Annotated in this window: 14 protein-coding genes and 1 pseudogene; 5 read left to right on the top strand and 10 right to left on the bottom strand. The window is 73.1% G+C overall.

Going from position 1 to position 19,589, the window contains the following annotated elements; all coding sequences use genetic code 11:
- The first annotated feature begins 51 nt into the window (after positions 1-51).
- Positions 52-393 (top strand): putative quinol monooxygenase, encoded by a 342-nt coding sequence (locus tag ACZ3KJ_RS16755; protein ID WP_467527614.1) that lies wholly within the window; start codon positions 52-54, stop codon positions 391-393.
- A gap of 25 nt (positions 394-418) precedes the next feature.
- Here the strand turns inward: ACZ3KJ_RS16755 and ACZ3KJ_RS16760 are convergent, their stop codons facing one another.
- The 10 genes from ACZ3KJ_RS16760 to rsmI all read right to left on the bottom strand — a co-directional run bounded on the left by ACZ3KJ_RS16760 (position 419) and on the right by rsmI (position 14,251).
- A complete protein-coding gene (locus ACZ3KJ_RS16760) occupies positions 419-1,126 on the bottom strand; it encodes a helix-turn-helix transcriptional regulator (RefSeq protein ID WP_467527616.1) in 708 nt (235 codons plus the stop codon).
- A gap of 295 nt (positions 1,127-1,421) precedes the next feature.
- Entirely contained in the window at positions 1,422-3,560 is a 2,139-nt protein-coding gene (locus ACZ3KJ_RS16765; RefSeq protein WP_467527618.1) for an outer membrane protein assembly factor BamB family protein, read from the bottom strand.
- A gap of 127 nt (positions 3,561-3,687) precedes the next feature.
- Positions 3,688-5,493, bottom strand: coding sequence for an outer membrane protein assembly factor BamB family protein (locus tag ACZ3KJ_RS16770; protein WP_467527620.1), 1,806 nt, complete (start codon positions 5,491-5,493; stop codon positions 3,688-3,690).
- A gap of 465 nt (positions 5,494-5,958) precedes the next feature.
- Positions 5,959-7,770 carry an ABC-F family ATP-binding cassette domain-containing protein gene (locus ACZ3KJ_RS16775; RefSeq protein ID WP_467527622.1) on the bottom strand — a complete coding sequence of 604 codons (1,812 nt, stop codon included), beginning with the start codon at positions 7,768-7,770 and terminating at the stop codon, positions 5,959-5,961.
- A 72-nt stretch (positions 7,771-7,842) separates the two neighbouring features.
- The gene (locus ACZ3KJ_RS16780) at positions 7,843-8,748 is read right to left on the bottom strand and encodes a 4-(cytidine 5'-diphospho)-2-C-methyl-D-erythritol kinase (RefSeq protein WP_467527624.1); all 906 of its coding nucleotides are present in this window, start codon (positions 8,746-8,748) and stop codon (positions 7,843-7,845) included.
- The gene (rsmA, locus tag ACZ3KJ_RS16785; protein WP_467527626.1) at positions 8,745-9,617 is read right to left on the bottom strand and encodes a 16S rRNA (adenine(1518)-N(6)/adenine(1519)-N(6))-dimethyltransferase RsmA; all 873 of its coding nucleotides are present in this window, start codon (positions 9,615-9,617) and stop codon (positions 8,745-8,747) included. Before rsmA ends, ACZ3KJ_RS16780 begins: the two co-directional genes overlap by 4 nt.
- A gap of 284 nt (positions 9,618-9,901) precedes the next feature.
- Positions 9,902-11,425, bottom strand: a complete 1,524-nt coding sequence (locus ACZ3KJ_RS16790) for a ubiquitin-like domain-containing protein (protein ID WP_467528062.1) — start codon at positions 11,423-11,425, stop codon at positions 9,902-9,904.
- A gap of 211 nt (positions 11,426-11,636) precedes the next feature.
- On the bottom strand, positions 11,637-12,515 hold the full coding sequence (locus ACZ3KJ_RS16795) for a TatD family hydrolase (protein ID WP_467527628.1): 879 nt from the start codon (positions 12,513-12,515) through the stop codon (positions 11,637-11,639).
- A gap of 59 nt (positions 12,516-12,574) precedes the next feature.
- Complete coding sequence (locus ACZ3KJ_RS16800) at positions 12,575-13,039, bottom strand: hypothetical protein (RefSeq protein ID WP_467527630.1); 465 nt, start codon at positions 13,037-13,039, stop codon at positions 12,575-12,577.
- A 348-nt stretch (positions 13,040-13,387) separates the two neighbouring features.
- Positions 13,388-14,251 carry a 16S rRNA (cytidine(1402)-2'-O)-methyltransferase gene (rsmI, locus tag ACZ3KJ_RS16805; RefSeq protein WP_389522284.1) on the bottom strand — a complete coding sequence of 288 codons (864 nt, stop codon included), beginning with the start codon at positions 14,249-14,251 and terminating at the stop codon, positions 13,388-13,390.
- A gap of 63 nt (positions 14,252-14,314) precedes the next feature.
- Between rsmI and ACZ3KJ_RS16810 the strand changes: the two genes are divergently transcribed.
- The 4 genes and pseudogenes from ACZ3KJ_RS16810 to ACZ3KJ_RS16825 all read left to right on the top strand — a co-directional run bounded on the left by ACZ3KJ_RS16810 (position 14,315) and on the right by ACZ3KJ_RS16825 (position 19,270).
- Complete coding sequence (locus ACZ3KJ_RS16810) at positions 14,315-16,123, top strand: dolichyl-phosphate-mannose--protein mannosyltransferase (RefSeq protein ID WP_467527632.1); 1,809 nt, start codon at positions 14,315-14,317, stop codon at positions 16,121-16,123.
- A gap of 172 nt (positions 16,124-16,295) precedes the next feature.
- A pseudogene (locus tag ACZ3KJ_RS16815) lies at positions 16,296-16,553 on the top strand (tyrosine-type recombinase/integrase); the annotation flags it as partial.
- Between the two features lie 165 nt (positions 16,554-16,718).
- Positions 16,719-17,273 carry a restriction endonuclease gene (locus tag ACZ3KJ_RS16820; RefSeq protein ID WP_467527634.1) on the top strand — a complete coding sequence of 185 codons (555 nt, stop codon included), beginning with the start codon at positions 16,719-16,721 and terminating at the stop codon, positions 17,271-17,273.
- 365 nt (positions 17,274-17,638) lie between these two features.
- Positions 17,639-19,270 (top strand): penicillin-binding transpeptidase domain-containing protein, encoded by a 1,632-nt coding sequence (locus ACZ3KJ_RS16825; RefSeq protein ID WP_467527636.1) that lies wholly within the window; start codon positions 17,639-17,641, stop codon positions 19,268-19,270.
- Positions 19,271-19,589 lie beyond the last annotated feature (319 nt).

Genomic DNA, 19,589 nt, shown 5'->3' on the forward strand with positions numbered 1-19,589 from the left:
CCTTCAGGTACGACTTGAATCGTACCTCGACGCATGGCTAACCTCCCAGGTATGAACGTCGCCATACCTGAGGGAAGCGGCCCCGTCGGCCTCTATGGATTCGCCCGGCCCCGCCCGGAACGCGCCGAGGAACTGGAGCGCCTGCTGCTCTCGTTCGTCGAGCCGACCCGTGCCGAGCCGGGCGCCTGGCAGTACCAGGTGCACCGCGATGCCTCCGACCCCACCACGCTGGTCTTCTACGAGCTGTGGCGTTCCGCGGACGATCTACGCGATCACCTTGCCCAGCCCGACCTCGTCCGGTTCCAGGAGACGCGCATGGACTACCTGCGCGAGGACCTGGAGATCCACTGGCTGACTCCTCTCACGGCAGACGTGACGCCCGCGCACGCGTGACGTCCCCGCCGCGGGGCCGGAGTTCCTACGACTCCGGCCCCGCGGTCGTGTGGTGGGTGCTGTGCGGGAGGGGGCCCGCGCGGTCCAGGAGGCCTGTGCGGGCCGCCAGGGCCGCCGCCTCCAGCCGGGAGCCGACGCCCAGTTTCATCAGGACGCGCTGGACGTGGGTGCGGGCGGTGGAGGGGGCGATGCCCATGCCGGCGGCGATCAGACGGGTGTCCTCGCCGTCGGCGACCCGGACGAGGACCTCCACCTCGCGCGGGGTGAGCATCTGGAGCAGGCGCTGGCCCTCGTCGTCGGGCTGGGCGGCCGGGTTCAGCAGTTCGCCGAAGGCGCCCTGGAGGAGTTGGGGGGCGACGGCCGCCTCACCCGCCCGCGCCTTCATGATGGCCCGCTCCACGCCCTCGATGCGCTCGTCGTGCCGGACGTATCCCGAGGCGCCGGCCGCGAAGGCCGCCGCGATGCCGCGCGGGCTGGGGACCGGGCCCAGCACCAGGACGGCGACCTGGGGCCGGTCCCGCTTGATGCGGACGACCGGGTCGAAGATCCCCGGCTCGGCCGGGGTCGCCGTCCCGAGCAGGCACACCTCCGGTGCGCGGGCGATCACCAGGTCCGCCGCGCCCGCGGCGGGCGCGGCGGCGGCGAGCACCCGGTGCCCGCGCAGTTTCAGCGCCGAGGCGAGCGCCTCGGCGAGCAGTCGGTGGTCGTCGACCACCATGAGTCGCACTCCCATCGAGCAACCCCCCAGTCCCCCCTCGGATGCCCACACGGACAGTCAGGCACGGCCGGTCACGAGCACGTGCGCGCGCTGCGGCACACGTGCAGACAGACAAAAGGTGCCCCCCGGCACCTCGTCCTTCATGCCCCCGGAAGCTACACGCTTGTTCGACGTTGCGCTCCCCCTACCGGCGAGAAGTGCCCCGGATCGCCGAAATTCCTCTCATTCGAGGGTGTTGAGCGGTACGTGCACGGCCCCGTCCCTGAGCAGGGACGGGGCCGTGGGCAGTGCCGGTGCGATGATCAGCCGATCAGCTGTCGGTGCCGTACGCCAGCGCCAGGTACTCCTCCTCGCCGGAGGAGGAGTCGTCCGCGTACACGTTGGACATGTACAGGCGCCCCTGGGAGTAGATGAACTCCGTGTACTCGGGCAGCATGCCGGCCTCGGCCTCCCGCTCGGCCTCCGTCGACGGGTTCTGCATCAGCTTCGTCTGCTTGAACGAACCGCCGTCGATGCTGATGACCTGCCCGCCCTCGTCGTACGGCTGCCGCTTGTACGCGATGAGATCGGTGCCGTCCATGCGGAGCGGGAACAGCTCGTAGTCGTCGCCGGCGTCGGCGCGCTGGCCGGTCTGCTTGCCGGTGGTCAGGTCGAAGGCGATGATCTCGTTGGTCTGGCTGTAGTCGCCGGAGCCGTCGTGCTCCTCGGTCGGCAGGTAGAGCCGGTTGGTGCCGACCGCGACGCCCGTGCAGTGCTCGATCCTGGTGATGCCGTCGCAGCGGGCGGCGAACTGGTCGCCGGGGGCGGAGATGCGGGTGATCAGCTTGCCCGTCTTGTTGTCGACGGAGAAGAAGTCCGAGATGCCGCTGCCGTCCTGGGCGCTTTCGTTGACGTCGGCGGCGATGACCAGCGGGTCGGTGGAGACGACGCTCGCGTACTCGATGCCGGTCGACATCTCGTACTCGGAGAGCACCTTCCCGGAGGCCGGGTCGATGGTCTGGATGTGCAGCGTCCGCGCGCCGTAGTCACCGCACTTGCGGACCGCGACCAGCTTGGGGCCACCGCCGTAGCCGGCGTCGTAGCAGGTGTCGGCCGTCTTGGGGGCCCACAGGGCCTTGCCGGTGTCGATGTCGAAGGCCGCGCCGCCCTCGGTCGCGCCGAGCGCCACCGTGTGCGCGCTGACCGTGACGTTGTCGAACGTGACCGGGTAGTCGCCGGACAGGACCGTCTTCGTCCACAGCTGCTTGCCCGCGGCGAGGTCGATCGCCGCGACCTGCGTGCAGCCGGCCGAGGAGTCCTTGGCGGGCATCTTCGGCTGGAAGACGACCGCCGTCCTGTCGTCCTCGGTGGCGTACTTGCTGGCCTCGCACACCGGGCCGGGCAGCTTGATCGTCCACAGCTTGGTGCCCTTGTCCGGGTCGTAGCCGACGATCTCGGCGACGCCCGACTTCACGTACGCCTTGTCGGTCAGCCAGGACCCGGACACCACGACGCTGTCGTCCTCGGCGACCGTGGGCGACGGGATCTTGAAGAGGAGCTGGGAGTCGGGGTCGGAGGGCGCCTTCTCGGTGCCGCCCTCGGACGTGCCTCCGGTGCCGCCCTTGTCGTCGCCGCCGGTCGTGCCGCCGGAGCTCGCGGTGTCGTCCTTCTTGCCGCTGTCCCCCGAGTTCGCGTACCAGACGCCGGTGCCGATGATCAGCGCTATCGCGACGACCGCGGCGACGATGATGGCCACCTGGGCGTTGATCTTCCGGCCGCCGCCCGGCTGGGGGTGCATCGGCATCGTGGGCGGCTGGCCGGCGTAGCCGCCCGGGTAGCCCGGCTGGCCCGGCTGCGGGTAGCCCGCCTGCGGGTGCATGGGGACGGTGGGCTGACCGGGGTAGCCGTAGCCGGGCTGCTGGCCGTACGCCGCCTGCTGGCCGTACGGGTTCGGCTGGCCCTGCGGAGCCGGCTGGGCCGGGTAGCCATAGCCCGGGCCGGTGGGGGGCTGGGGCGGTCCGGCGGGCGGGGCCGTCTGCGGGTAGCCGTAACCCGGGCCGGTGGGGGGCTGGGGCGGTCCGGCGGGCGGGGCCGCGGGCGGGGCCGCGGGCGGGTAGCCGTAGCCCGGGCCCGTCGGCGGCTGGGGCGGGGTCGGGGGCTGAGGTGCCTGCGGCGCCTGGGCGTTCGGCGGGGCCGGGGAGGCCGGAGGGACCTGGGCGGCCGTGGCTGCCTGGTGGGGCATCGGGCCGCCCGGCGCCTTGTCGAGCTGTGGGCCCGCGGGCGGGGCCGGGGGCGCCGGCGGCGGGGCCTGCGGTGCGCCGAAACCGGGCGGCGGGGCGTCCTGCGGAGCCGCCGACGGCTGCTGCGGAGACTGCTGCGGGGGCTGGTCCTGGGGGGTGCCCTGCGGGGGACGGTCCTGGGGGGTGCCCTGCGGGGGCTGGTTCGGCGGCGGGGGCGGCGGCTGGGTCATGGTGTGGGTACCTCGGGGAAACTCTCGGGACGACGGGGCGCGGGGCACGGGGCACGGGACATGGAGCCCGCGACGGCGGCCGACGGGAGGACGGGGGAGGGGGGGGTGGGACGGAGGGGAGTCAGCCTTACTTGCCGTAGGCGAGCATCAGCTTCTCCTTCGTGTCGTCACTGCCCGTCAGCCGGGTGGTGGAGAGGTAGAACCGCCCGTCGACCCAGGCGACGTCCCGCTGGGAGAAGCCGTCCTCGAGGTCGATCGTGCTCTCGGGCATCTGGAGCAGCGTCTTCGGCGTGTGCGCGGAGCCGGTCGTCGGGATCGACACGACCCGCCCGGCCGCGTCCCACGACGGCTGGACGTAGGCGACGAGGTTGCCGCCCTCGATCCGCACCGGCAGCATCGACTCGTCCAGCGGGGACTTCACCCGCCACTTCTCCTTGCCGGTGGCGAGGTCGACGGCGACGATCTCGTTGGCGCCGCTGGTCGCGTCCGTCGGCAGGTAGAGGGTGTTCGCGTCGGCCGCCGTGCCCTCGCAGCCGGTCAGGTCGCGCTGGAGGACGGACCAGCCGCAGTCCGGCTGGAAGTCCTCGTCGAAGGTGACCTGCGACCGGAACGTGCCGTCCGCCTTGAGCGCCGCGATGTTCCAGGCGTTCTCGTCCTCGTTGGTGCTGTAGACGACCAGCGGGTCGACGGAGTACGTCCGTTGCACCTGCCAGCCCTTGTCGAAGGCCTGGGTCCACTTGACCTTGCCGGTCGCCGGGTCCAGTTCCTGCATCTCGTCGTGCTCGTCGGTGCCGGACGCGTCGCAGGACGCCACCGAGATCAGCTTGGCGCCGCCCGCGAAGGCGGTGGGGAAGCAGGCGTCGCCGTACTTCTTCTTCTCCCACGTCGGCTTCCCGGTGCGCACGTCGTACGCCTGGCCGGACTGGGAGCGGCCCACCATCAGGGTGTTGCCGGTGAGCGACAGTTCGATGGTGAGGGCGCTGTCGAACAGGTCGCCGTCCTCGACGACGGCCGTCCAGCCCTTGGCGCCGGTGGTGAGGTCGATCTGCTGGAGCTGGTTGCACTTGGCGCGGTCGCTGGTGCCGCTCATGTAGGCCACGACGACCTTGTCGTCGGCCGTCTTCTGCGGGGTGACCGCGCAGATCTGCTGGGGGAACGTGACCGTGTCCCAGGTGGGCCTGCCGTCACCGACGTTGTAGGCGACGACCTCCTTGTAGGCGGCCTTCACCGCCGCCTTGGAGGTGATCCACATGCCCGGGGCGTCGGCACCGTCGGAGGGCGCGTCCGGCGCCTCCTTGTACCAGAGCACCTCGGCCTCGCCGGCCTTGCGGTCGGCGTTGAAGTCCTGTGTGTCCTCGCCGCCGTCGCCGCTGCCGTCGCCGGGGTTGACCGGGGCGCCGCTCGCCGTGGCCTTGCCGTCGTCGCTCTGCTGGGCGACCGGCTTCTTGTCCTCGTCGTCGCCGCCGCTCGTGACCGCGAACACCGTCGCGCCGATCACCAGCAGCGCCGCGACCGCCGCGCCGACGACCAGGGCGGGCCTGCCCTTGAAGGGACCGCGCGGGCCGGACGGCGGCGTGCCGGGGCCCGGGGCACCGGGGAACCGGGCGCCGGGGAACTGGGTTCCGGGCGGGGGCGGGTAGCCGTAGCCGGGCTGCTGTCCGTAGGGCGCGGCGGGCTGCCCGTAGGGGCCCGGCTGCGAGGGCTGTCCGTACGGGCCGGGCTGCGAGGGCTGCCCGTAGGGGCCCGGCTGTGACGGCTGTCCGTACGGGCCCGGTGCGGGCGGGGGCGCGGCCGGGGCGCCGTAGGGGCCGGGCTGCTGCGGATAGCCGTACCCGGGCTGCGGGCCCTGCGGGGGCTGCGGCGGCTGGGGCGGCGGTTGCTGCGGTGCTCCGAAACCGCCCGGCTGCGGCGGCTGGTCGGGCGGCTGAGTCATCAGCGTGTTCCCCCTCGTTCACTGACTTTTAGCCACGCCCTGAGGTTCGTATCGGACCCAGAGTCGTTCTCAAAAAGTTCTCAGACGGCTCTTTCTATCACCCGGCACCGACAGCGCAGGGGCCCGTATCGGCGCCTGTTCCCAAGGGAGCACCGGCCCGTGATGCCGTCGTTATGCGCCTTCACGCCCCCTTCACGCGGCGCACGCGCTGCCCTCGCGCGCGGGGGTGGGGGAACGGACGAGGGCGCACGAGGGAGGCAAGGGCGCCGGGGACAAAGGCGCGCACGGGAACGGTTCACGCCGGGGACGAGGGCGCCCGGGTGAGCGATTCGCGCCAGGGGAGCGCGAGGGGGGCGGGTTGAGGTGCGGGCGGCCGCCGATGCACACGGCCGCCGGTGCGGGCGACCGCCGGACGGGCGACCACCGCTACGGGCGGCCACCGCTACGGGCGGCCGCCCATGGCCGTTACGCGTCCTCGGCCAGCTCCAGCCAGCGCAGCTCCAGTTCCTCGCGCTCGCCCGCCAGCTCCCGCAGCTGGGCGTCGAGTTCGGCGACCTTCGCGAAGTCGGTGGCGTTGTCGGCGATCTGGGAGTGGAGCTTGGTCTCCTTCTCGGAGATCTTGTCCAACTGCCGCTCGATCTTCTGGAGTTCCTTCTTGGCGGCGCGCTGGTCGGCGGCGCTCTTCTCGGCGGCGGGCTTCTGGGCGGCGGCCGGGACGGGGGCCGCGGCGGCGGCCGCCTCCTCCATGCGGTGGCGCCGTTCCAGGTACTCGTCGATGCCGCGCGGCAGCATCCGCAGGGTGGCGTCGCCGAGGAGGGCGAAGACGCGGTCCGTGGTGCGCTCGACGAAGAACCGGTCGTGGGAGATGACGATCATCGAGCCGGGCCAGCCGTCGAGGACGTCCTCGAGCTGGGTGAGGGTCTCGATGTCGAGGTCGTTGGTGGGCTCGTCGAGGAAGAGGACGTTGGGCTCGTCCATCAGCAGGCGCAGCAGCTGGAGACGGCGGCGCTCACCGCCGGAGAGGTCGCCGACCGGCGTCCACTGCTTCTCCTTGCCGAAGCCGAACGTCTCGCACAGCTGCCCGGCGGTCATCTCGCGCCCCTTGCCGAGGTCGACGCGCTCGCGGACCCGCTGGACGGCCTCCAGGACCCGCCAGGTGGGGTCGAGTTCGGCGACCTCCTGGGAGAGGTAGGCGAGCTTGACGGTCCGGCCGACGGCGATCCGCCCGCCGGCCGGCTGGGCCTCGCCCTCGGTCCGCGCCGCCTCGGCCATCGCCCGCAGCAGCGAGGTCTTCCCGGCGCCGTTGACGCCGACGAGGCCGATGCGGTCGCCGGGGCCGAGGTGCCAGGTGACGTGCTTCAGCAGCACCTTGGGGCCCGCCTGGACGGTGACGTCCTCCAGGTCGAAGACGGTCCTGCCGAGCCGGGAGGACGCGAACTTCATCAGCTCGCTGCTGTCCCGGGGCGGCGGCACGTCCGCGATCAGCTCGTTGGCGGCCTCGACGCGGAAGCGGGGCTTGGAGGTGCGGGCGGGGGCGCCGCGGCGCAGCCAGGCGAGCTCCTTGCGGACGAGGTTCTGCCGCTTGGTCTCCTCCGTCGCCGCGATCCGTTCGCGCTCCGCGCGGGCGAAGACGTAGTCGGAGTAGCCGCCCTCGTACTCGTGGACGACGCCGCGCTGGACGTCCCACATGCGGGTGCAGACCTGGTCGAGGAACCAGCGGTCGTGCGTGACGCAGACGAGCGCGGACCGGCGCTCGCGCAGGTGCTGCGCGAGCCAGGCGATGCCCTCGACGTCGAGGTGGTTGGTGGGCTCGTCGAGGACGATCAGGTCCTGTTCCTCGATGAGCAGCTTGGCGAGCGCGATACGGCGGCGCTCACCGCCGGAGAGGGGTCCGATGACGGTGTCGAGGCCCTGGGGGAAGCCGGGCAGGTCCAGGCCGCCGAAGAGGCCGGTGAGAACGTCCCTGATCTTGGCGTTGCCGGCCCACTCGTGGTCGGCGAGGTCCCGGATGACCTCGTGCCGGACGGTGGCCGCCGGGTCGAGGGAGTCGTGCTGGGTCAGCACGCCGAGCCGCAGGCCCCCGGAGTGGGTGACGCGCCCGGTGTCGGCCTCCTCCAGCTTGGCGAGCATCCGGATCAGGGTGGTCTTGCCGTCGCCGTTGCGGCCCACCACGCCGATGCGGTCCCCTTCGGAGACGCCGAGGGAGACGCCGTCGAGCAGGGCACGGGTGCCGTACACCTTGCTGACGTTCTCGACATTGACCAGATTGACGGCCATTTCTCTCCTGCCCGGGGGGATCGTCAGCCTCCCAGCGTAATGCGCGCCGGTCGGTGGCCGGTCCCCCGCGGGTCAGTGCCGCTCGCGCAGGACCGTCGCGCCGGGCGCCGGTCCCGTCGCCGTGCGCACGGTCCGGCAGGTCCCGGAGGCGCGCAGCGCCTCGGCGACGGCCGCCGCGGCGGCGGTGTCGCGGACGAGGAACGCGGTGGTCGGGCCCGAGCCGGAGACGAGCGCGGCGAGCGCGCCCGCCGCGCGCCCGGCGGCGAGGGTGCCGGCGAGCTCGGGGAAGAGCGAGAGGGCGGCGGGCTGGAGGTCGTTGGAGACGGCGGCGGCGAGCGCGTCGGGGTCGCCTGCGGCGAGGGCGTCGAGGACGTCCGGCGAGGCGACCGGGTCGGGGATGTCGCGGCCCTCGGCGAGCCGGTCGAACTCCCGGAACACGGCCGGCGTCGACAGTCCCCGCGGGGCCAGCGCGAACACCCAGTGGAAGGTGCCGCCGACGTCCAGGGCGGTGAGCTTCTCGCCACGCCCGGTGCCGAGGGCGGCGCCGCCGACCAGGCTGAAGGGGACGTCGCTGCCGAGTCCGGCGCAGATGTCGAGGAGTTCGTCGCGGGTCGCGCGCGTGCCCCACAGCGCGTCGCAGGCGAGGAGGGCGGCCGCGCCGTCCGCGCTGCCGCCCGCCATCCCGCCGGCGACGGGGATGTCCTTGGCGATGTGGAGGTGCACGTCGGGGGTGCGGCCGTACCGCTCGGCGAGCGCGATCGCCGCGCGCGCGGCGAGGTTGGTGCGGTCCAGGGGGACCTGGCCGGCGTCCGGCCCCTCGCAGGTGACGCGCAGCGCGTCGGCCGGGGTGGCGGTGACCTCGTCGTACAGGCCGACCGCGAGGAACACGTTGGCCAGGCCGTGGAAGCCGTCGGGGCGGGCGGCGCCCACGCCGAGCTGGACGTTGACCTTGGCGGGCACGCGCACGGTGACGCTCACGCGGACTCCTCCACCCGGTGCTCGGCGATGCGCGCGAACTCCTCGACGGTCAGCGACTCGCCGCGCGCCTGCGGGGAGACCCCGGCGGCGACCAGGGCCGCCTCGGCGGCGGCGGCGGAACCGGCCCAGCCGGCGAGCGCGGCGCGCAGCGTCTTGCGGCGCTGGGCGAAGGCGGCGTCGACGACGGCGAAGACCTCGGCCCTCGACGCCGTGGTCTTGACGGGTTCGGTCCGGCGGACCAGGGAGACGAGCCCGCTGTCGACGTTCGGCGCGGGCCAGAAGACGTTGCGTCCGATGGCGCCGGCGCGCTTGACGTCGGCGTACCAGTTGGCCTTGACGGACGGCACGCCGTACACCTTGTTGCCGGGTACGGCGGCGAGCCGGTCGGCGACCTCCGACTGGACCATGACCAGGGTGCGCTCGATGCTCGGGAAGGTGGCGAGCATGTGCAGCAGCACGGGCACGGCGACGTTGTACGGCAGGTTGGCCACCAGCGCGGTCGGGGCCGGGCCCGGCAGCCCGGTCACGTGCATCGCGTCGGAGTGCACCAGCGCGAACCGCTCCGCGCGCTCCGGCATGCGCGCCGCGATCGTCGTGGGCAGCGCGCCCGCCAGGACGTCGTCGATCTCGACGGCCGTGACCCGGTCGGCGACCTCCAGCAGCGCGAGCGTCAGGGAGCCGAGCCCCGGCCCGACCTCCACGACCACGTCGTCGGGCCGTACCTCCGCGGTGCGGACGATACGGCGGACCGTGTTCGCGTCGATCACGAAGTTCTGGCCGCGCTGCTTGGTGGGCCGCACGCCGAGGACGGCCGCCAGTTCGCGGATGTCGGCGGGGCCCAGGAGGGCGTCGGGGGTGGGGCTGCTCACGGGACAAGGGTACGGGGGTGCACCGGGCGCGGTTGCCCGCCCGGTACCGGGGGCGCTGCCGGGGGCGGGGCCGGGGCGCTGCCGGGCGCGGGGCCGGGGGCTCGCCGGGGATGGGGCGCGGGGCCCGGTGCTCGCGGGGGGGCGTGGGCGGGGCCCGGTGCTCGCGGGGGGGCGTGGGCGGGGCCCGGTGCTCGCGGGGGGGCGTGGGCGGGGCGCGGTGCTCGCGGGGTGCCGACGCGCCCCCGTGCCTCCCCGGCCGTACGACCCGCCCGCGGCCGTGCCGCTCAGTCCTTCAGCCGTGCCCCGCAGTGCGGCCACGGACTCGACCCCCGCCGCGTGTACAGCTTCTTCGCCCGCGACGTCTGCTCCTCCGCCGGGGCGTCCTCCGGCCGGCCGCTGCCGCCGAGGAGCCGCCAGGTGTGCGCGTCGAACTGGTACAGCCCGCCGTACGTGCCGGACGGGTCCACCGCGTCGGGGCGGCCGCCGGACTCGCAGTCCGCGAGGGACCGCCAGTCCAGGTCGTCGGCCCCCCGCACGGAGCGCGGCAGCGGCTTGGTGCCCACCTTCACCACTTGCGCGCGCGGCTCGCGCACGATCTCGGTCCGGATCCGCCGCGACTTCTGCCGGACGCCGTTGACGGTGCGCACGGAGTACGTGATCCGGCGCAGACCGGGCTGTCCGGCGCGTTCCACGACCTCCGTCCCGCGGAACAGCGAGGGGTCCTCGACCCGCCGCTCCTGGAAGGGGATCGCCTCCTCCCGCACCTCCTCGGAGCCGGTGACGCGCAGCACGGTGACGGTCTGTCCGTCGCGCGGGAAGCTGGCGGGCGGGACCGACGTGGTGTCCTGGCCGCGCAGGGTGATCCCGGCCTCCCGGACCGCCTCGCGCACGGTCGCCGCGTTGGTGCGGACGGTGCGGGCACGGCCGTCGGCCAGGATCGTCAGGGCGCGCTCGGTCCGGACGTCCAGTGCGAGGCCGCCCCGCCCGATGCGCTGGTAGCGCGGGACGGAGAGGTACGCGCCCTCGGCGCGCACGCCGAGTTGTCCGAGCGCCTCCTGCACCGTGCGCGCCGTCGTCCACACCTCGCGCCGGTGCCCGTCGAGGGTGAGCCGGACGGGGCGGCCGTAGTGCACCGCGATCTCGTCGCCGCTGGTGAGCTCCGTGCCGGGGCCGGGCGCCACCACGTCGTGCGTCCCGAACGCCACGCCCTCCTGGGCGAGTAGTTCGGTCACGTCGTCGGCGAACGTGTGCAGGGTGCGCGACCGGCCGTCGACGGTCAGCTCGATCGCCTTGTCCTTGGCGACGAAGGCGGCGGTGCCGCCGGCGAGGAAGGCGACGACCAGCGCCTGCGGCAGCAGGCGGCGCATGGTGGAGTCCGGGCGCTCGGCGTAGCGCGCCCTGCGCCGGCGCGCGGCCCGCCGCCCCGTTCCGGCGCGCGCGGACACCCCCGCTCCCGAGCCGGACACACTCGCCAGGGTCGTGCCCGCCCCGGCCGGGCCGTCCGACCCGGGTGGGCCGTCCGACCCGGGCTGGGGCACCGGCTCGGGGGTCGTCTCGTAGGCGGGGTGGTAGGTGTCCCCGTACGGCCCCGGCGCCGCGTACACGCCGTAGGGCACCGTCTCCGCGCTGTGCGGGCCGGGAAGCTGCACGGTGGGCGGGGACCCGTACTCAGCGGGCCCGTAAGCGGTGGGCCCGTAAGCGGTGGGCCCGTACCCCACGAGGCCGTACCCCTCGGCGGGTCCGTACCCCTCGGCAGAGCCGTACGGTCCATACGGTCCGTACGTCTCCACCGGAACGTACGGCTCCACCGGGGTGTACGACCCGCTCGGGCCGTACGGGTCCTGCGGTGCGCAGGGCTCCGCGGGCGGCCCCGGGTCGTACGGCTCGAACGTCTGGTACTGCGAGTTGCTCACGCCGACGCGCTCCAGGGGCCGGAGGGGGTCCAGAGGGGTCCGGATCGGGCCCCCAGAACCTAGCGGAGCATTCGTCACTCTCCAAAGCGGCGCGGCTACTCAGCGTTCAGTAGGCGAAGGCGCGGGCGGTGTTGGCGGCGAGGGCGGTCGCCATGGCGTCCTCGTCGATGCCCCGGACGGCGGCCATGGCGCGGACGGTGACGGGGACGAGGTACGGGGCGTTGGGCCGGCCGCGGTAGGGCGCCGGGGTGAGGAAGGGCGCGTCGGTCTCCACGAGGACGAGGTCCAGCGGGGCGACGGCGAGGGCGTCGCGCAGGTTCTGGGCGTTCTTGAAGGTGACGTTGCCGGCGAAGGACATGAAGTACCCGGCGCGGGCGCAGATCTCCGCCATCTCGGCGTCGCCGGAGTAGCAGTGGAAGACGGTGCGCTCGGGGGCGCCCTCCTCCTTCAGGATGCGCAGGACGTCGGCGTGGGCCTCGCGGTCGTGGATGACGAGGGCCTTGCCGTGTCGCTTGGCGATCTCGATGTGGGCGCGGAACGACGACTCCTGCGCCTCCTTGCCCTCGGGGCCGGTGCGGAAGTAGTCCAGTCCCGTCTCGCCGACGCCCTTGACGTGCGGGAGCGCGGCCAGGCGGTCGATCTCGGCGAGCGCCTCGTCGAGCGCCGCCGTGCCCCCCGCCGCACGCGCGCCCTGCCGCGACCAGCCGTCGGGATCGCCGTGCACGATGCGCGGGGCCTCGTTGGGGTGCAGGGCGACGGCCGCGTGGACGGCGTCGTACGCGGCCGCCGTCTCGGCCGCCCACCGGGAGCCGCGGACGTCGCAGCCGACCTGGACGACCGTCGTCACGCCGACCGACGCGGCTTTCGCGAGCCCCTCCTCCACCGTGCCGGACTGCATGTCGAGGTGGGTGTGGGAGTCGGCGACCGGCACCCCGAGGGGGGCCGGGAGCGGCGGCGCCGCGTTCTTGTCGGCGTTCGAAGGCATGTCCCGATCCTACGGAAGGGGGCGGGGCCGCGGCCGTCCGCCTCCGGCCGCCGGCCGGCTCAGCCGGCCCGGTGCTGGAAGGGGTGCAGCAGGTCGGACAGGTGCCAGTGGTGCTCGCGGCGCGACCGCCGCTCGCGCCGGTCCCCCCGGCCGTCGTCCCGGCCGTCCGCGCGGCCGCCGCTCCCGGCGGCGGGTTCCGGCGCCTCCACCGGCCCGGCCGGGGGCGTGCGGTGGGGGCGGCGGGCGGCGCTGAGCACCGAGGCGACCTGCCCCGCCCGCATGATGCGCACGAGGTGCCCCTCGCAGTTGAGGCAGGTGGGCCGGCTCAGCGGGGACGGCACGGTCCGGCCGTTCGCGACGTAGAGGACGAACTCGTGTCCGTCGGCGTCCGTGTGGTGCTCTATCTCGTACGACTGCTCCCAGCCGTGCCCGCAGCGCATGCAGGCGAAGGAGTACGACTCGTGCACGACGGGGATCGCCGCGGCGCGCAGGTGGCCGGTGGTCTGCCCTGTGGTCTCGCTCATGCCAGCTCCCGTTGTCCGCTGGACAGACGCCCCCTGGCGCGGGGATTCCCCCCGGAATCCCGTTCGGGGGCGTGGGACGGGTGCGTCCCTGGCGTCCAGTGGACTCCTCCGCCGGTGCGGGCGCAGCAGGCCTGTCGAGTGTTGGGAGTGATTTGGGCGGCGCTTGCCGAAATGGTGCGGCGGACGGCCTGTGGGCTTTGCCTTGCACGCCGGCCCTTTGCCCCTGCATGGGGCGTGCGCTCAGAGGACGCGCGCCCCGCTCAGACGACGCGTCCTCCCTGCTCAGCGGCGTGCGGGCACCGGCGTACCGCCGCACCGCTCAGCGGCGCGCGGACCAGGGTGCACCGCTCAGGGCGTCCGCTCGGAGTGCTTCGCGGCCACCACCGCGTCGAACACCTCCCGCTTGGGCAGCCCCGCCTCCGCCGCCACCGCGGCGATGGCCTCCTTGCGGCGCTCGCCGGCCTCCTCGCGGAGCCGGACCCGCCGCACCAGTTCCGCCGCGTCGAGCTCCTCGGGCCCGCGCTCGGGCGCACCGGAGACGACGACGGTGATCTCGCCGCGCACGCCCTCGGCCGCCCACGCGGCCAGCTCGGCCAGCGGGCCGCGCCGGACCTCCTCGTAGGTCTTGGTCAGTTCGCGGCAGACGGCGGCGCGCCGCTCCCCGCCGAACACCTCGGCCATCGCGGCGAGGGTGTCGTCCAGCCGGTGCGGGGCCTCGAAGTAGACGAGGGTGCGGCGCTCCTCGGCCACGTCCCGCAGCCGCGACAGCCGCTCCCCCGCCTTCCGCGGCAGGAACCCCTCGAAGCAGAAGCGGTCGACGGGCAGCCCGGACAGGGCGAGGGCGGTGAGCACGGCGGACGGGCCCGGTACGGCGGTGACCCGGACGTCCCGCTCGACGGCGGCGGCGACCAGCCGGTACCCGGGGTCGGAGACGGACGGCATGCCCGCGTCGGTGACGAGCAGCACGCGCGCGCCGCCGAGCAGCTCCTCCACCAGTTCGGGCGTGCGGGCGGACTCGTTGCCCTCGAAGTACGACACCACGCGCCCCTTGGGCGTCACGCCGAGCGCCTGCGTCAGCCGGCGCAGCCGGCGGGTGTCCTCGGCGGCGACGACGTCGGCGGCGGCCAGTTCCTCGGCGAGCCGGGGCGGGGCGTCCGCGATGTCCCCGATGGGGGTTCCTGCAAGGACCAGGGTTCCGGGTGCGACTGTCACGTTTCCAGTCTCGCAGGGGGTGAGACACGGAAATCCCACAGAAGGGTTCCCTACGATGGCGCGGTGACCAGTACCGCGTCCTCCACGGACTCCACGGACTCCACGGGCCACCGGCAGCAGGCCCCGGCACCGCAGGACCAGGCGCCGCAGGCCAAGGAACCGCAGGCCCAGGCGCCGCAGGACCAGCGGCCGTCGTGGCGGCAGCGGCTGCGCCGCTTCGGTTACGCGGCGGAGCCGGGCGGCGACGTCCGGGAGCGGCTGGTGCCGCCGTTCGCCGAGCCGAGCCCGCGCCTGTGGGAGGCGCTGGGGATGCCCCCCACGGCGGTGGAGCGCGTGCTGCGCTGGTCGGGCTGGGGCGGTCCGCTGCTGGTCACGCTGGTGGCGGGCGTGCTGCGGTTCTGGAACCTGGGCAGTCCGAAGGCGGTGATATTCGACGAGACGTACTACGCCAAGGACGCCTGGGCGCTCGTCCACCGCGGCTTCGAGGTCAACTGGGACAAGAACGCCAACGACCTCATCCTCTCCTCCGGCGGCCATGTCACCGTCCCGGCGGACGCGGCGTACGTGGTGCATCCGCCGGTGGGCAAGTTCGTCATCGGGCTGGGTGAGCTGCTCTTCGGGTTCGATCCGTTCGGCTGGCGGTTCATGACGGCGCTGCTGGGCACGCTGTCCGTGCTCATGCTGTGCCGCATCGGGCGCCGGCTGTTCCGTTCGACGTTCCTGGGCTGTCTGGCGGGCGCGCTGATGGCCGTCGACGGGCTGCACTTCGTGATGAGCCGCACCTCGCTGCTGGACGGGGTGCTGATGTTCTTCGTGCTGGCGACGTTCGGCTGTCTGCTGATCGACCGCGACAAGGCGCGCGAGCGGCTCGCGGCCGCGCTGCCGCCGGACGCCGACGGGCTCCACCGCCCGGACGCGCACCTCGCCGAGACGACCCGTCTGGGGCTGCGCCCGTGGCGCTGGGCGGCCGGTGTGATGCTGGGCCTGGCCATCGGCACCAAGTGGAACGGCCTGTACATCATGGTCGCGTTCTGCCTGATGGCGGTCCTGTGGGACGTCTCCTCGCGCCGGGTGGCCGGAGCCCGCCGCCCCTACCGGGCGGTGCTGCGGCGCGACACGGGACTGGCGTTCCTGGCCACGGTGCCGGTCGCGCTGGTGACGTACCTGGTGTCGTGGACGGGCTGGATCCTCTCCCCCGACGACGGCTCGGGCGGCTACTACCGCAACTGGGCGGCCACCGACGGCAAGGGCGGCAGCTGGACGTGGCTGTTCCCCGACTGGCTGCGCAGCCTGTGGCACTACGAGCACGAGGTGTACGAGTTCCACACCCACCTGACGTCCCCGCACACCTACCAGTCCAACCCGTGGAGCTGGATCGTCCTGGGCCGCCCGGTCTCGTACTTCTACGAGTCCCCGGCGCCCGGCGTGGACGGCTGCCCGTCGGACGCGGGCGAGAAGTGCGCGCGGGAGGTCCTGGCGATCGGTACGCCCGTGCTGTGGTGGGCGGCCTGCTTCGCGATCGCGTTCGTCCTGTGGCGCTGGCTGTTCCGCCGTGACTGGCGGGCCGGGGCGATCGCCTGCGGGATCGCGGCCGGCTGGCTGCCGTGGTTCCTGTACCAGGAGCGCACGATCTTCCTCTTCTACGCCGTGGTCTTCCTGCCGTTCCTGTGCCTGGCGGTGGCGATGATGACCGGGGCGATCGTCGGGCGTCCGGGGTCGAGCGACACCCGGCGGGTGGTGGGCGCGACGGCGGCGGGCGTGCTGGTGCTGCTGATCGCGTGGAACTTCATCTACTTCTGGCCGCTGTACACCGGCCAGGCGATCCCGATCGACTCCTGGCGTTCACGGATGTGGCTGGACACCTGGGTCTAGCTGGACTGATGGCTCAACGGCCGCTGCAAACGGCGCCATGGCGTCACCGTCGTTGTCGGTCGTTGCCGGTCGTCGTCGGTCCCCCTCGGGCGGCCCAGAGACGGCCCAAGGCCCCGGCCCCTCGTCCCAGGTGGAAGGACGAGAAGGACCGCCTTTCGGGCGGACGTTCTTCGGGTGCATCCCAGCGGCACAGGCGGGCGAGCGGTACGCGTCGGCGCGCGAGCACGGCATGCACGCCCTGAGGCACTTTTACGCATCTGTTCTGCTGGACGCCGGAGAAAGCGTTCGGGCCCTCAGTTCGTACCTCGGCCACGCCGATCCGGGGTTCACACTCCGGACGTACACGCACTTGATGCCGAGCAGCGAGGGACGCACCCGGAAGGCGGTCGACAGCCTTTACTCCAAGCTGCCTACTCACGCGCCCCGCTAATGCCAAAATCACGTATCCGTGAGCGTTGGGGGGCGTATGAGAGATTCACCGGATGCACGTGGTCGCTGTGCAGGTGGCTGCTTCGGCGTTCTCCTGCTGGTGTCAGGCGCAAACGGCATCATCCTCTGGCAGGAGGGCGCAGTCGGGCGAGGAGCTACACAGTTCTTGGTCACCCTGCTCATTGCAGGTCTCTGCCTGTCTGTTCTGGCCCGAAAGATGGGACCTTGGCCAGGGTGGGACTTCTTCCGCCCCGTGCCCCCGGCTCCGGAGGATCACGCGATCGCAGTGCCCGCCGCCTACTACGAGCCTGTCCCGGACCACTCGCTGAACGCCCGAGAGTTCGAAGTGGCGATCGCTCAACTGTGCGTAAGGGACGGTTGCGGAGATGCCGCCGCCACCGGAGGAGCAGGTGACCTCGGTGCTGACGTACTCGCCACTACTCCCGACGGACGCAGGCTCGTCATTCAATGCAAACGCTACGGGACAACCAGCAAGGTCGGATCGCAAGATCTACAGCGCTTCGGGGGCACCTGCTTCACTGTCCATCGAGCAGACGTCGCCGTCGTCGTGACCACCAGCGTGTTCACCCGCCCAGCGATCGAGTATGCGGCGACGCAGAACATCGTGCTCTTTGACAAGCACGATCTTGAGGCTTGGGCTGAGCGCACGGGTCACGCGCCATGGCAGCGGATGGGCAACAGCACGTGGCGTCAACCATGATCACGGCCCAGGAACGGCCCAGGCCGCCTGAGAGCCCCCCGACGAGCGGCAAAGATGCTGGTCAAAGCCGTTTCGCGTCAAATTGCACAGACTTCATCTACTTCTGGCCGCTGTACACCGGCCAGGCGATCCCGATCGACTCCTGGCGTTCACGGATGTGGCTGGACACCTGGGTCTGATTCCGTCACCTGATGGCCCGGTTGTCCCCCTGAACCGATCTCCGTTCGGACAAGTTCCGGAAACGCCCGTCACAGACGCCCCCGGCCCCGCTTACAGTGCGAGCACAGGAATCCTTTTCGAACGCGTTCAGTTCGCCGCCGGAAAGGTTCTCGGGGACAACGGGGATGCCGGGGAGGGTGCGGGGCATGCGCAAGGGGGCCAAGGCGGCGATCGTCGGCTCGGTGCTGGCCGTGATGGTGGGCGGGGCCGGGTACGGCACGTACAACTTCGTGAGCGCGCTGGACGGGGGCGGCGGGACGGGCGGCGGCGGGACGGCGTCCGTGCGGAGCGGGCCGCCGAGCGGGTCCGAGGTGAAGGACACCACCGCCGCGTTCTTCGCGGCCTGGGAGCAGGGCGACGCGGCGACCGCGGCGTCGTACACCAACAACGCCGAGAGGGCGGAGCCGCTGCTGACCTCGTACGCGGAGGCCGCGCACATCACCGGCGTGACGATCACCCCGGGTACGGCGAGCGGGGACACCGTGCCGTTCGGGGTGGAGGCGACGGTGTCGTACGGGGGGAAGTCCGAGCCGCTGGCGTATCAGAGCCGGCTGACGGTGGTGCGGGGGCTCACCACCGGGCGGGCGCTGGTGGACTGGCAGCCGTCGGTGGTGCACCCGGAGCTGACGGCGATGGACGACACGCTCGTCACCGGCGAGTCGCAGGCGCCGGCGATCGAGGCCGTGGACCGCGACGGCAAGGTCCTGACGGAGGAGGAGTTCCCCTCGCTCGGGGCGATCCTGGACGAGCTGCGCTCCAAGTACGGCGACCGGGCGGGCGGGACGGCCGGCGTCGAGCTGGCGATCCGGCACGCCGGCACGGGGGTCGCCGACACCCCGCTGCTGACCCTCGCCGAGGGCAAGGCGGGCAAGGTGCCCACCACGCTCAGCGCACGGGTGCAGGCCGCCGCCGAGAAGGCGGTGCAGAAGTACCCCGAGTCCTCGGTGGTGGCCGTCCAGCCCAGCACCGGTGACGTCCTGGCGGTCGCCAACCACCGGGCGGACGGCTTCAACGCCGCCTTCCAGGGCACCGTGGCCCCCGGCTCCACCATGAAGATCGTCAGCGCCGCCACGCTCATCGACAACGGCCTGACGACGGCGGACGGACCGGCGCCCTGCCCCGCCGAGGCGATGTCGGAGGGCCAGACGTTCCACAACATCGACGGTATGGACCCGGACGAGGGCGCGACCCTCTCGGAGAGCTTCGCGCGCTCCTGCAACACGGCGTTCGTCAAGTTCGCCGACGAGGTCGAGGCCGACTCGCTGACCCAGGAGGCGCAGGATCGTTTCGGGCTCGGGCGCAACGACTGGAAGACCGGGATCGCCTCCTTCGACGGCCGGGTCCCGGCGTCCGGCGGCCCGGACACCGCGGCCAACCTGATCGGCCAGGGCCAGGTCCAGATGAACCCGCTGAACATGGCGTCGGTGACGGCGACCGCGATGACGGGGGTCTTCCGCCAGCCGGTGCTCGTGCCGCAGAGCCTCGACGACCGCGAGATCGCCCGTGCGGACGGGCTGCGGGCCGGTACGGTGCAGCAGCTCACCTCGATGATGAACCGCACCGCGACCAGCGGCACCGCGGCCGAGGTGATGGCCGGCCTGGGCGGCCGGATCGGCGCGAAGACGGGCTCCGCCGAGGTCGACGGCCAGGCCCGGTCCGACAGCTGGTTCACCGGCTACCGCGACGACATCGCCGCCGCGGCCATGACCCAGGACGGCGGCCACGGCGTCGACGCCTCCGGCCCGATCGTCGCGGCCGTCCTGAAGGCCGGCGGCTGAACGGACGGCGCGGGGCGGCCGGCGGCTGGGCGGACGGCGTGGGGCGGCCGGCGTGGGGCGGCCGGCGGCTGGGCGGACGGCGTGGGGCGGCCGGCGCGGGGCAGCCGCACCGAGCGCCCGGTGCCGGCCGCACCCAGCACCCGGGGTCCGCCGTACGAAGGACGCGGGGCGGCCGTCCGTAGGCCGGGTGGCTGACGTCACACGTGACGTCGCTCCACAGAAGGGGACTCTAGGCTGGTGGCCGTCGTTGGGTGGGTGAGGGTCGGTTCGGCCAACCGGCGGGGACAGTGGGGCGAGGCGGCCCCGGGGATCGCGGAGG

The sequence above is a fragment of the Streptomyces sp. NPDC003248 genome (assembly GCF_055563235.1).